Consider the following 13,954-nt stretch of genomic DNA (forward strand, 5'->3'; position numbering starts at 1 on the left):
GTCATGCGGGAGGCGCGATGAACACGGCGACAGACAGCGGCACGCTCACCGGACGGGCCACGACAGCAATCCGCGAAGTGCTCGCAGGCGGACCGCGCGGACCGCGTTCGCTGCTGCTGTTCGCGGGCCCGGCGGTGATCGCCTCGATCGCCTACATGGACCCGGGCAACTTCGCGACCAACATCCAGGCCGGCGCGGGCTACGGCTACGCGCTGCTCTGGGTCGTGCTCGCGGCCAATCTCGTGGCGATGCTGTTTCAGGCCTTGTCGGCCAAGCTCGGCATCGTCACGGGCCGCAATCTCGCCGAACTGTGCCGCGAGCAGTTCCCGCGCCCCGCCGTCCACGCGATGTGGGTCGCGAGCGAAATCGCGGCCATGGCCACCGACCTCGCCGAATTCCTCGGCGGCGCGATCGCGCTCGCGCTGCTCTGCAATCTGCCGCTGATCGCGGGCATGACGATCACGGCCATCGTCACCTACGCCATCCTGCTGGTCGAGAAAAACGGCTTCCGGCCGATGGAAATCGCCATCGGCGCGCTCGTCGCCGTGATCGGCCTCTGCTATCTCGCGGAGATGTTCATCGCGCCCGTCGCGTGGGGCGAAGTCGCGCGCCATGCACTGCTGCCGTCGATGCCGGGCGGCGGCGCGCTCGTCCTTGCAGCGGGCATCGTCGGCGCCACGGTGATGCCGCACGCGATCTATCTGCACTCGGGACTCACGCAGGACCGCATCGTCGTCGGCGATGCGCGCGAGCGCCGTCTGCTCGTGCGTTTTTCGAATCTCGAAGTGATCGTGGCGCTGTCGATCGCCGGGCTCGTCAACATGGCGATGGTGATCATGGCGAGCGCCGCGTTTCACTCGGGCCACAGCGACGTGGCCGAAATCGGCACCACGTATCGCACGCTGACGCCTCTGCTCGGCGCGGGCGCGGCCACGTTGTTCCTCGTTTCGCTGCTCTGCTCGGGGGTGTCCAGTTCGGTCGTCGGCACAATGGCGGGCCAGATGATCATGCAGGGCTTCGTCGGCTTTCGCATTCCGGTCTGGCTGCGCCGGCTCGTGACGATGGCGCCCGCGTTCGTCGTCGTGGCGCTCGGCGTGAACGCGACGCAGGCGCTGATCGTCAGCCAGGTCGTGCTGTCGTTCGCACTGCCGGTGCCGATGGTGGCGCTCGTGTGCTTCACGCGACGCCGCGACATCATGGGTGAATTCGTCAACAGCCGCCTGACCGATATCGCGGCCATCGCCGCCACGGGCGTCATTCTGGTGTTGAACGGGGTGTTGCTGCTGCAGACGTTCGGCGTTGCGCTGCCGGGTCTGAGTGGAGTTTGAACGCGGACTCAGCGAGGATTGAACGCGCTTTGAATATGGCCTGAATATGGCCTGAAAGTGCAAAAAGCGGGCGCGCGCCGTCATGGCCCGCGCCCGCTTTTCATCCGGTCACGACTACGCGCGGCCGTTGTAGTCGGTCCAGTGTCCCGCGCTGAAATCGTAGAGCTTGCAGTGCTGCGCGGTCGAGAAATACCAGCGCCACGAGAACGGCTGGATCACGATGCGCTCGGGCAGCAGCGTTTCGAGCGTCGCCTGCGCTTCTTCGAGCCGGTACAGCGGAATGCTCATGTCCAGATGGTGCGCGGTGTGCTCCATGATGTGATGCATCAGCGCGCCGAAATGCCAGCGGAAAGTCAGATGCACGGTGGTCGAGATGAACGGCTGCGCATTCGCCCACGCCGTGCGGTCGTCGTACCAGCGCACGCGCTCGTGCGTATGGTGAACATAGACGACGAAGCCGATCATCGAGCACCAGAACAGGAACGGCACCACGAAGCCGAACAGCAGCAGCACCAGCACCGATTGCCCGGTCGCGAGCGCGGCCGCGACCAGCCCGCCGATCCAGAGCACGGCGAACACGCTGACGAGCCAGCAGTCGCGGAAGAACACGGGGCGGCGCGTCGGCATGGCGGTCTTCGTCGGGAAGAACATCTTGCGCCACCAGATCTCGACCATGTAGTACAGGCCCGGCCCCCAGCCGCTGCGATAGATGCGCTCCAGCATGCGGCGCGGACGCGACAGCGCGCGGAATTCGTCGAGGCTCAGCGGCGCCCAGATGAAGTCGAAACCCTTGAGGTTCGTGTAGCCGTGATGCACGACGTTGTGGCCCACTTCCCAGAGGCTGTACGGCGTCAGCGACGGCAGGAACGCGATGCGGCCCAGCCATTTGTTGAGCCCGCGGCGCGGCGTGAGACTCTGGTGACAGGCATCGTGCCCGATGATGAACAGACGCCCGATGACGAAGCCCATGAGCAGCGCGCCGGCGAACTTGAGCAGGAGGCTGTGCGCGAACACCACGAGCGCGATCAGCGCGGCGAAGATGGCGTAGTCGATCAGCAGCAGGACGATGGGATACGCCGTCGTGCGTCCTGAGAGCGAAACCAGCCACGAACGCAGGATCTTGCGATGCGGCAACGGGTCACCTGGCGGAATAGGCTGGACAGGTGCAGTCATAGGTCGAATTACCTCGATTAATAATAATAAGCGGGCCGCCAGCACGGAGCGCACAGGCGCGCGCGCGTACGCGCGGGCGGCAATCATACGATCGCGGCGGGGCAAAATCCGGCCGCGCGCCGCGCACCCGGAACCTTTAATCAGGATTCCGAGGTCTGTATTGATTGAGATCAAATTTCTGGATCGGGCTAGTCGGCGCTATCGGCCGATGCCGGGTTTCTGGACATCGTGACGCGGTCGAGCGCGTCGGGTTGCGCGACCAGCACGCATTGCTTGCCGGTGCGCGCGCAGTAGTCCTGCACGCGCCACCAGTCGCCGTGACTCACGCATCCCGCCTGGCAGATCACCAGATCGGCGTCCGCGAGTCCGGCCTTCAGCTGCTCCGCGCTCGCGGCGTGCGTGCGGAACAGGCGCACGCCGCTTTGCGCGAGCGCGCGTTCGGTGTGCGTGGAAGGGGCGCTATCAGTGGTATCCGCGAGATCGGCAGTGTCCGCAGTGTCGGCGGCGACTTGCCGATCCTGACTGATCCACACGACGACGCGTCTTCGCCCGGCGGACATCGCGCCGGACCCGGTTGCGGACGCCGCGGACGCTGCGCCCGACGCCCCGCGCGTCAGCGCCTGCACCCGGGCTTCGAGCACGCGCACCTGCTGCGCCAGCGCGAGCCGCTTCGGCAGCCCGGTGACGGCCGCTTTCACGTCCTCGAGTTCATCGCGCGTCCACGCGAGCGCGGTTTCGCGGATCACCACGGCGGCCCGCAACTGCATCGCCTGGGCCTCCAGCGCCGCGATGCGCTTCGCCTGCTCGACGATGATGGCCGACGCGCGCCGCTGTGCGCGCCCCAACTCCCGAACCACCCTGCCGTGCTCGTCGCACAGGCTTACCCAGTTCAGATCCGTCGCCACCATGTCCATTCACCCTCGCAGGCATCCGCGTCCGAATTGCTCGTCTTGATCCCCTCCATAATAGCAATGATTCTCATTTACTTGAAGTCACCCGGTGAGTCACCCTGCGGCGGCCAGGGCGATTTCGCCGCTCAGCGCGCGGGTGCGGGCGGCGCTTCCAGCGTCGTCGTCGACAAGGCCGGATCGGCCTCGATCTCGCGCCCGGTGAAGCGAAAACGCTGCCAGGTGCCGCTCGCGAACGCGCGCGTCGCGTCGCTATAGTGCGGCGAAGCGGGATCGTCGGAGAGCGAGTGCGCGAGCATCGTGTCGGCGTTCACGCCTTGCGGGCCGAAGCTCACGACCTGCACATAGCTGTCGCCGTGGCCGCCGCCATCCATCGCGTAGCCGCCCGCATCGAGCGGATGCTGCGCGCAGACCACGGTGAGATAGCCAGTGTCGCTGCAACCGCCGTAGAGCGGCACGCGCGCCGCGCCGCGCTGCGTGTAGAGCAACTGGCCGCGCGTCGAATCGGCCGCGAAGCCGAAGCCGCGCAGCGCGCGCACGGATTCGGCGAGCGCGTGGCGCAGCGCGGCGGCGGTCTCGGCGTCGCCGCTGTTCAGGCCGCTCGGCGTGGTGAGCGGCGCGGCCGGATCGAAGGGCACGCGATAGAGCTTGTCGGCGGGCAATTGGCTCGCGCGGGTCCAGAACTCGTCCCAGAGATTCGCGCCGCGCGCGTCGCGTCGCGCGGTGCCGTCCCAGTTCGCGAGCACCTTGCAGGCCTGCGCGACATCGGCATCGTCGGCCTGATTCGGCGTGCCCGGCGCAGCGCCCTTGCAGAGCGCGTCGAGCACCGGACGCCGCAGCAGTTCTTCCGACATCGAACGGCTCGCCAGCGCGCCCTGCTCCAGCGCCGCGCGCGTGACGCCGCCCGGCGCAGCCAGCCATTGCGCGGCAAGTGCGTGGCCGAGCCGCGTGCGCAGCGTCTGCGGCGTGCCGGTCAGCCCCGCCACGCGCGCGAAGCCCGTGAGCGGCGCGGCCGGATTCGTGAGCCAATAGCTGCCGTTGAAATTGCCGACGTAGTCGTCGTGTGCGAGCGATGGCATCTGCGTCACGCCCAATGTGTGCGCTTGCGGCGCGCCCGCCGCGCTCTGCCATTCGCAGGCGCTTGTCGAGCCGTCGAGGAACGGCACGCCCGGCGCCTTCGCGTCGAACGCGCGGCCCAGCGGCGGCGTGCAGGCTTGCGCGAGCGCGTCGTCGACGCCCGGCATCGCGCCGATATCGGCGAACCAGACGCGCGGATCGCCGCGCCCGATCGCGAAGGTGTTGACCCACGGCATCGCCGCGTAGCGCTTCTGGATCGCGATGAAGTCGTCGAGCGAGGCGGCGCCGCCCCACGCGAGGAAGTTCTCGAACACGCGTGGGTTGTCGGCGTTGACGTCGCGCAGCGCGAAGGCGTGCTGCGCATTCCACGCGAGCGCGGGCGACATCGTCGAGAGATTGATCAGGGGTCCGAATCGCGAGCGGTAGAGCGTGCGCGTCACGTTCGTGAGCGTACCGTCCGCGCCGCGCACCGGCACCGTGATCGGCACGGCCTGCATGGCTTCGTCATGGCCGTCGACGAGATAGTGCGTCGGCGCGCCCGGCACCAGCGCGAGCTGGAAGATGCCGAAGCGGCGCGCCTGCGAAACGGTGTGCGTCCATGCGATGTGGTCGTTGAAACCGATCATCACCACCGGCACGCCGAGAAACGCTGCGCCCGCCACGTCGAGCTGGCCAGGAATCGTCAGCTGCACTTCGTAGAAGCGGTCGGGGCCCTGCCAGAACCAGTGCGGATTGCCGAACAGCAGGCTCGCGCCCTCGCGCGTGCGCGCCGCGCCGAACGCCATCGCATTGCTGCCGATGCCCGCACGCTGGTCGATTTCGAAGCGCGTCGGTGCGATGTCGATTGAGGCTGATGTGTCTGTGGCCGTGCCCGTGTCCGCGCCGCGCGCAGCTTGCGGCGGCCTCGCGTGCACGATGGACTCGACGAAGCGCGCCTCGCCGCCCGCCAGCGTCGCCGCAATCAGACGACGATAGACATCGTCGGCGTCGATCGGGCGCAGCCACGCGGCGTTCGAACAGGCGGCATGCGCCCCGGCGAAGCGCCCCGCGCGCCAATCGTCGAGATAGCGGTCGTAGCCCGCCGCGTAGCCTTCGACGAGCGCACGCGTGCGCGGCGTCTGCGCGTTGCGAAAGCGCGCCACGGCGTCGTCGCCCGCGACGAAGCGGAAGAAGAAGTCGGCGTCGAGATTGTGCGGCTGGCCGAACGACGCCGCCGCGGGCGGACGCGCCTCGGCGCCGAACTGCGCGGAGCGCTCGCCGCGAAACGTCACGAAGGCGTCGGCGAGCGTGCAGAGATTGTCCTGCGCCTGCACGTAGCCCGCGCCGTAGCCCAGGCTGCCCCAGTCGTCGGCGCGCAGATGCGGGATGCCGTCGGCGGTGCGGCGGATGTCCACGCGATAGGGTTCGTGCGGCGCGAGCGCGTTGCGTTCGCCGCCGGACTGCGCGCACGCGGCGAGCAAAACGGCGCAGAGCGCGCCCGTGAGGAAACGGCCTGCTGCGGAGTCGCGTGTCATCGTGGTGGCGTCGGGCATGGTGGCGTCAAGCGGACCGAGGACGAACTTCGGGCGAACTTCAAGCGTAGTGCAAACGCACGGCGAGCACCGCGTCAATGCGCGAAACTGATCGGCATGCCGCCGTGCGGATGCGCGACCGTGCCCATCGGAATGCCGTAGATCGCGCTGAGCGTCTCGGCGCGCATCAGCTCGGCGGACGGGCCGTGCGCGAGCAGGCTGCCGCCCTTGAGCGCGATGAGTTCGTCGCAGAAGCGCCCCGCCATGTTGATGTCGTGCAGCACCACCACCACGCCGATGCCGCGCTCCTCGCTCAAGCGCCGCACCAGCGCGAGCACCTCGATCTGATGCGCGATATCGAGCGCGGAAATCGGCTCGTCGAGCAGCAGGCAGTCGCTGTCCTGCGCGACCAGCATCGCGAGCCAGACGCGCTGGCGCTCGCCGCCCGAGAGGCTGTCGACGGCGCGATCGGCGAAGCGCAGCACGTCGGTCTGCTCCATCGCGTCGAGCACTTTCTGCGTGTCGGTGCGCGAGAAGCGGCCGAGCGCGCCGTGCCACGGATAGCGGCCGAGCGCCACCAGTTCGCGCACGGTCATGCCGTCGGCGGCGGGCAGTTGCTGCGGCAGATACGCGACCTTGCGCGCGAACGCGCGGCTCTCCCACTGCGCGAGCGGCCGGCCCGCGAACGTGATCGCGCCCGCGGCGGGCGGCTGCTGACGCGCGAGCAGCTTGACGAGCGTCGATTTGCCCGAGCCGTTGTGGCCGATCAGGCCGACCATGCTGCGCCGCGCGAGCGTCAGCGACAAGGGCTTGAGCAGCGTGCGGCCGCCCGCCTCGAACGAGACGCCGTCTAGCGTGAACAGCGCGGGCGCGTGTTCGGTCGCTTCGGTCGCCGTCTCGTCGTGAGAAAAATTCATCGTTGTTAAACTCATTGGCAATCCTTATCTATTCGCATTCAGCGCGACGCCACCTTCGCATACGCGTCGCCGCTCCCCAACCCGCGCGCGCCCAGATCGGCGCCCGCACCGCTTTCCACCAGCTGCCCGTAATCGAGCTTGATATAGCGGTCGGCGAGATGGAAATAGCGGTCGTCGTGCGTGATGACCAGCACAGTCTTGCCCTTCGCCTTCAACTCGGGCAGCAGCGTGCGATAGAACACATCCTTGAACAGCGGGTCCTGATCGGCGGCCCATTCGTCGAACAGATAGAACGGCCGATCCTCCAGATACGCGACCAGCAGCGCAAGCCGCTTGCGCTGTCCCTGCGAGAGTTCGAGCGTGGAAAACGCGCCGTCTTCGATGCGGACCTTGTGGTCGAGTTGCAGTTGCACGAGCAGTTCGCGCGCGGTCTCGTAGAGCCCGTCGAGCCCGTCGATACGCAGGCCGAGCAGACTGTCGAACAGAAAAAAGTCGCTGAACACCACCGAAAACAGCTGCCGGTAGCTGTCGCGATCCGCTTCGCTCACGGGCACGCCGTCCACGACGATGCGTCCGCTTTCGGGCGCATAGAGCCCGACGATCATCTTCGCGAGCGTGGTCTTGCCGCTGCCGTTGCCGCCGATCAGATAGACCAGTTCGCCGGGCGTGAAGCTCAGGTCGATCGGCCCGAGCGTGAAGACGTCGTTCTCTTTCTCGCGGAAATAGCGATGCGTGACGCCTTCGAGCACGAGGCGCTCGAAACCGCGTTTGACCGGCGCGTCGAGCCCGCTTTCGAGCGGCAGTTCGGCGTTCACGGCCTCGATACGTTCGAGCGCCACGCGCGCGGTGCTGATGTTCGGGATCGCCGTGAGCAGCGACTCGATCGGCATGATCATGTAGAGAAATACCATCGCGTAACCCGACATCACGTGCGTGCTCACGGGAACAATCCGCGCGACCACGAACAGCGTAATGCCGATGAACGCGAACAGGATGAAGCTGCCCCAGCTCGCCGCCGCCGCGTAGAGCACGTAGCCGCGCGTGCGCTGCACGCGCACGGCTTCGACGTTCGGCGAGAGCGTGTCGTCGATGAAGGCGGCGCGGCGCAGGCGATGCAGCTTCAGTTCCTTGGCGCCGTCGAACAGCGCGCGGAAGTGGCGCACCAGATCGTCCTCGCGTTTGCGCGACGCGCGCAGATGAAACAGCGCGCGGCCATTGGCGACGCGAAAGCCCGCCGCGCCGATGCCGATCGTCACGATCGCCACCAGCAGGATCGGCCACGACAGCACGCTCAGATACGCGAGGCAGCCGACGATCACCGCGCTCTGCATCGCCAGCGCGGGCATGCGCACGAACAGCATCACGATGGCGTCGAGATCCTGCGTGAGCACGGCGAGCGAGCGCGCCGCGCCCTGCTGCTCCAGATGACGAAACGAGGCGTCGCCGAGACGCCGGATCGTCTGCATGCGCAGGTCCGCCTTGGCGCGCTGGCCGAGGTCCATGAACAGCGTTTGCGACAGCGTGCGCGTGACCAGCACGATCACGCCGAGCACGACGAACTGCCAGCCCAGTTGCGCGAGCTGCGCCGTGGAGGCCGTGAGCGCCTGATTGATGAGCGCGACCAGTCCGGCGTTGCCGAAGCCGCTGATCAGGCTCGTTGTTAGCGCAACGAACAAGGTCCATCGCGCATGACGCGCGAGCTTAAAAAGCAAAGACATGAGACTCCTTGGGAGAGTGCGTCATGCACCGGGCCGATCTTGCGCCGGTCGCCGGAACATTGTGAGGATCAGATAAAGTCCGCCGAGCAGCGTCGCCATCACGCCGGCCGGCATTTCCTGCGGAAACAGCACCCAGCGGCCGAGCCAGTCCGAGCCGATCATCAGCGTCGCGCCGAACGCGGCGGACACGAACAGCAAGGGCATGGCGCGGCGGATGCCGAGCATGCGCGCCATGTGCGGCGCCATCAGGCCGATGAACGAGAGCGGCCCGATCACGAGCGTCGCCACCGCGCTCAGCAGCGCGCTCAGCATCAGCAGGCCGAGGCGCGCCCCGCCGATGCGCACGCCGAGACCGACCGAGACCGCGTCGCCGAGCGGCAGGATCTCCAGCCAGCGGCGGCACAACGGCACGGCCGCCAGCGCGACCAGCGCGCAGACCGCCACGAGCGCCGCCATCGCCGGGCCGACGTTGTAAGTCGAGCCCGCCAGCAGGTTGTAGAGCACGATGACGCGCGGATCGCCGCTCGACACCGCGATCACGGAGACGGCCTGGAACGCGGCGCTCAGCGTCATGCCTGCGAGGATCAGCGTGTCGGGCGCGAACGACGAGGCGCGCGCGATCAGCACGAGCGCGCCCAGCGTCAGCATCGACCCGGCCGCGCACCAGACGAGCAGCGTCGGCAGGTCGGGATGCGCGGTCAGGAACAGCGCGCCGGTCAGGCCGAGCGCGCCGCCCGCCGACATGCCGAGCAGATCGGGGCTCGCCATCGGATTGCCGGTCATGCGCTGCACGACGCCGCCCGAGAGCGCGAGCAGCACGCCCACGCCCGCCGCCGCCACGACATGCGGCAGGCGCAGGAACAGCAGCGCGCCCGCCTCGCGCGCATCGCTCAGATGCCAGCCCGCGAGGCCGCGCCCAAGTGTGAGCGAGACGATCACCACCAGCGCCAGCGCGAGCACGCTCGCGAGCGCGACGACGCGCAGCCCGCGCGGCGAGAGCGGCGTGCTGCGCGGCGTGGACGTCTGCGTGAGATCGGGACGGCCGCGCAGACGGCGCAGCATCGCCAGCAGCAGCGGCGCGCCGATCAGCGTGGTGATCGCGCCCGTGGGCATCGCCATGCCGAAGCGCGCCGTGCAGAGTTGCGCGAATTGATCGGCGAGCCAGAGCAGCGCCGCGCCGAGCAGCGGCGACCAGATCACGCGCTCGCGCAGACGGCGCGCGCCCGCAAGCCGCGCCAGCGCGGGCGCCGACAAACCGACGAAGCCGATCACGCCCACCGCGCTCACCACGAACGCGGCGATGAGCAGCGTGAGCGCGAGCGTGAGGCCGCGCGTGAGGCGCATCGACACGCCGAGGCTCGACGCGACCGTTTCGCCGAGATCGAACACGGCCATCGGACGCAGCAACAGCAGCAAGGGCAACGCGCAGGCCGCGAAGCGCAGCGCGAGCGCGAGCGCCACGCGCCAGTCGTGCTGCGCGAACGAGCCGCCGCCCCAGACGAGCAGGCCGCTCAGCAGGTCGTAGTGCGAGATCGCCAGCGCGAGGCAGAACGCGCCGCCGCACAGATTGACGATCATGCCCGCGAGGATCAGCGCGAGCGGCGACATCCCGCGCCGCGCCGCCAGCGCGAACACGGCCGCCAGCGCCGCCGCGCCGCCCGCGAGCGCGACGAGGTCGCGGCCGCCCGTCAGCAGGAACGGCGCGTAGACGGTGGCGAGCGCGAGCGCCAGCCACGCGCCCGAGAAGACGCCGAGCGTCATCGGTTCGGCGAGCGGATTGCGCAGCACCTGCTGGGTTGCGACGCCCGCGAGCCCGAGCGCCGCGCCGCATAACAGCGTGACGGCCACGCGCGGGAAATCGCCGTAGTGAACCAGCAGTTGCGCGACGTCGTTATCGGACGGCGCGACGAGCGCATGCCACCAGAACGCGGGCGCGAGCCGCGCATCCAGACGCAGCGCGAACAGCAGCGCGGCGAGCGCGAACAGCACGCAGACCGGCCAGAGCGGCGTGCGGCGCATCGGCGCGAAGGGCGTGGTGATGGCCGGCTTCATGCGGCCTCCTGGGCCTGCGCCGTGGACGTCGCGGGCAGCGTCGATAGCGCGTCCACCAACGCATCCGCGAAATACGCCGCGCTCAGGATGCCGCCCTCGGGGGGCACCTCGGCCATGCCGGTCATGCGCCCCGCGCGCGCGAACGGCAACGCCTGCCAGACGCGGCTCGTCCGCATCATCGACGCGGTCATGGCGGGCAGCGGCTTCACGTAGACGAGCGTCGCGCGCGGATCGGCGTCGAGCGCATCGAAGCCGATCATCGCCGTGGACGCGCGATCCGCGTGCTCCCACGCATTGCGCAAGCCAAGCTGCACCATCAGTTCTCCGAACAGACTCGCCGTGCCGAACACGCGCAGACGCGATTCGTCGATAAAGCGCGTCATGTAGATAGGCGCGCCGCCCGCGCTATTTGCATACGCAGGCAGCGCATCGAGCCGCGCGCGCGCCGCCGCGATGGCGCGCCGCGACTGCGCCACGGCGGCCTCGCCCTGCGCCGCGCAGCCGAGAAGATGCGCGAGCCGCAGCGTCTCCTCGCAGGCGCCCGTGTACGGCGTCGGGCTCGCGCGAAACTGGCCGAGCGTGACGGTCGACGCGAGACGTTCGAGCGAGCCGCGCATCGACGCATGCGCGGGCGTGATGACGATCAGATCCGGCCTGAGCGCGAGCATCAGCTCCATGTTCGGCTGAAACATCAGGCCCAGATCGACCACCGAATCGGGCACCGGACAGGCCGCGAAATTGCGCCGGAAGCCCGGCGTGTTCGCCATGCCCACCGGCACCACGCCGAGCGCGAGCGTCAGCTCCGCGAGTCCCCAGTCGAGCACGATCACGCGGCGCGGCACGCCGGCACGCGCGACGGGGCTCGCGAGCGGAAGACAGCCGCCCAGCAGCGCGGCGAGCAAGGTCCGGCGCTTCATCGGATCAGACCTGCGAGAAGGTCAAGCGCAATCACCACTGATACTTCGCTCCTGCCGTCAACAGCCGGCCCGGGCCCCAGTAGCAGTAGTTCGCGCCGATACACGAGGCGAAGTACTTGCGGTCGAGCAGGTTCGACACGTTGAGCCATGTGGTCCAGCCTTGCAGGCTCGAGAAGCGGCGGCCGAGGTCGTAGCGCAGCGAGAGATCGACGAGCGTCGCCGACGAGGTCATGAACGTATTCGCCGTATCGCCATACGAGCCGCCGATGTAACGCACGCCGCCGCCGAACAGCAGCCCCGCGAGCGGTCCCGCCGAGATTGTGTAATCGGCCCACAGCGAAGCCGTGTTGCGCGGAATGCCGACCGGCACCTTGTCGAGCGCGGTATTGCTTTTCGTGTTGAGCAGGTTTGTGTAGGTGTAGCTCGCGATCAGTTGCAGGTTGTTGGAGAGGCTCGCGTGGCCCTCCACCTCGAAGCCCTGCGAGCGCACCTGGCCCGTCAGCACGCTGGAGCCGCTGTGGAGCGGATCGCTGGTCGCGACGTTGTTCTCGGTGATATGAAACGCCGACACCGTGACGAAGCTGTTATAGCCCTTCGGCTGCAGCTTCACGCCGAGTTCGTACTGTTCGGCCGTGAGCGGCGCGAACGCCTCGCCCGTGTACGTGGTGCCCATCTGCGGCTGGAACGAGCGCGAATAGCTGAAGTACGGCGCGATGCCGCTATCGAACTGATACACGCCGCCCGCGCGCCACGTGAAGGCGCGATTGAACTGCTCGGTCGTCGCGCCGGTCTTGTACGAGGTCTGCTCCTCGTCGGCCCAGTCTTCGCGCACGCCGAACAGGAACGACCACTTGCCGATGTCGATCTGATCCTGCGCGTAGACGCCCAACTGCTTGATCGTCGTGGCGTTCGAGGTCGCGAACATCGTCGTCGGATACGGAATCGTCTGGCCGTAGAGCGGATTGCTTTCGTCGAGCCCAGGCGCCGAACCCCCATAGAAATAGTGGTCGAATTGCATGTTCTGATAATCGAGGCCGAACGTGACGTTGTGCTTGAGCGGCCCCGTGTTGAACTTCGCGTTGACCTGGTTATCGACGGTATGCGAATTCACGCTGCCGAAGTTCAGATACGCGGTGCGCGCGAGCGTGTCCGTGCCCGCCTTGAAGCCGTCGTTGCCCACGTACTGGATCGTCTGCGTGTTGCGCATGAAGCGATAGCTCTGCTTGAACGACCACACGTCGTTGAAGCGATGCTCCAGTTGATAGCCGATCGATTCCTGGGTCTTGCGGAAGCTGTCCCACGTCGGCTCGCCCGGATATTCGCTGCGGCTCGTCCAGGTGTACGGCACCGAGTTGTAGATGCCCGCTTCCGGGTCCGACTGATAGTTCGCGAAGATCGTGAACGTGGTGTCTTTGGTCGGGCGGAACTGGATGGTCGGCGCGATCGAGAAGCGCTGCTGGTTCACGTAATCGGTCTGCGTGCCGGTGTTGAAGCCGTCGGCGGTCAGGCGATAGAGCACCTTGCCGTCCTGGTCGATCGGGCCGCTCATGTCGAAGAAGCCCTGAATGCGGCCATAGCTGCCGGTCTGCACGCCCACTTCGTGATACGGCGTCTCGGTCGGCATCTTGCTGACGAGGTTGACCGTGCCGCCCGGCGAGCCCTGGCCGTACAGCACCGAAGCCGGGCCGTGCAGCAGTTCGATGCGCTCGAACATGTACGGATCGAAGCTCGTCACGTTGTAGCCGAAGCCACCGCTCGGGCCGGGCGTGCGCAGCCCGTTCCAGAATTCGTCGACGAGAAAACCGCGCGCGTAGAGATATTCGAGCGAATCGGTGTTGGTGCCGCGCTGCTCGGGATTGATGCCCGAGGTGTAGCGCAGCGCCTGCGCCACGCTCTGCGCGCCCTGCACGTCCATCTGGTCGCGCGTGACAACCGAGATCGCCTGCGGCACCTTGATGATCGGCGTGTCGCTTTTGGTCGCCGTCTCGCTGCGCTTCGCCACGTAGCCGACTACCGGTCCGGTGGCCGTTTCCGTGCTGCCCGCGCCCTTCACGATCACGGCCGGAAGCTGCTGACCTTGCTCGCCCGCTTGCGTGGCTTGCTCGGCTTGCGCGGCTTGCGTCGCCGACGCATCCGACGCCGTCACGGGCGCGGCCGTCTGCGCACTGGCGATCTTCGCAATCGCCAGCGCCACGACCGCCGTCATGGTGCGCAGCCTGATCCGCCTGTTGCCGCCCGCTCCCGCTCCGCCCGCTTCGTTATTCATGTCGTTCGACAACGCCCCGCCCCATCCCCGATTCATGCCCATGCGCCCTGTTCAAAATTTAAGATTCGCCTCAATACAAATACGACT

At 67.8% G+C, this 13,954-nt stretch carries 8 protein-coding genes and 1 pseudogene; 1 reads left to right on the forward strand and 8 read right to left on the reverse strand.

Annotated features, from left to right (window positions below):
• Positions 1-17: 17 nt before the first annotated feature.
• Positions 18-1,328, forward strand: a complete 1,311-nt coding sequence (locus LDO54_RS08325) for an Nramp family divalent metal transporter (RefSeq protein ID WP_224009099.1) — start codon at positions 18-20, stop codon at positions 1,326-1,328.
• A gap of 114 nt (positions 1,329-1,442) precedes the next feature.
• Here LDO54_RS08325 and LDO54_RS08330 read toward each other — a convergent pair whose 3' ends face one another.
• The 8 genes and pseudogenes from LDO54_RS08330 to LDO54_RS08365 form a co-directional block, all read right to left on the reverse strand.
• On the reverse strand, positions 1,443-2,501 hold the full coding sequence (locus LDO54_RS08330) for a fatty acid desaturase (protein ID WP_224009101.1): 1,059 nt from the start codon (positions 2,499-2,501) through the stop codon (positions 1,443-1,445).
• A 188-nt stretch (positions 2,502-2,689) separates the two neighbouring features.
• On the reverse strand, positions 2,690-3,415 hold the full coding sequence (locus LDO54_RS08335) for a DUF2325 domain-containing protein (RefSeq protein ID WP_224009103.1): 726 nt from the start codon (positions 3,413-3,415) through the stop codon (positions 2,690-2,692).
• Between the two features lie 122 nt (positions 3,416-3,537).
• A complete protein-coding gene (locus tag LDO54_RS08340; protein WP_436975541.1) occupies positions 3,538-6,000 on the reverse strand; it encodes a penicillin acylase family protein in 2,463 nt (820 codons plus the stop codon).
• A 92-nt stretch (positions 6,001-6,092) separates the two neighbouring features.
• The gene (locus LDO54_RS08345; protein WP_224009106.1) at positions 6,093-6,914 is read right to left on the reverse strand and encodes an ATP-binding cassette domain-containing protein; all 822 of its coding nucleotides are present in this window, start codon (positions 6,912-6,914) and stop codon (positions 6,093-6,095) included.
• Between the two features lie 38 nt (positions 6,915-6,952).
• A pseudogene (locus LDO54_RS08350) lies at positions 6,953-8,635 on the reverse strand (cyclic peptide export ABC transporter); the annotation flags it as partial.
• An 18-nt stretch (positions 8,636-8,653) separates the two neighbouring features.
• Entirely contained in the window at positions 8,654-10,684 is a 2,031-nt protein-coding gene (gene fhuB, locus LDO54_RS08355) for a Fe(3+)-hydroxamate ABC transporter permease FhuB (protein WP_224009110.1), read from the reverse strand.
• Positions 10,681-11,601, reverse strand: a complete 921-nt coding sequence (locus LDO54_RS08360) for an ABC transporter substrate-binding protein (protein WP_224009112.1) — start codon at positions 11,599-11,601, stop codon at positions 10,681-10,683. The genes fhuB and LDO54_RS08360 overlap by 4 nt, the downstream gene beginning before the upstream one ends.
• Positions 11,602-11,632: 31 nt before the next feature.
• Positions 11,633-13,903: a TonB-dependent siderophore receptor gene (locus LDO54_RS08365; RefSeq protein WP_224009114.1), complete on the reverse strand. Its 2,271-nt coding sequence runs from the start codon at positions 13,901-13,903 to the stop codon at positions 11,633-11,635.
• Positions 13,904-13,954: the final 51 nt, after the last annotated feature.

Source organism: Paraburkholderia tropica (assembly GCF_914484835.1).
In the GTDB taxonomy this organism is placed as follows: domain Bacteria; phylum Pseudomonadota; class Gammaproteobacteria; order Burkholderiales; family Burkholderiaceae; genus Paraburkholderia; species Paraburkholderia tropica_A.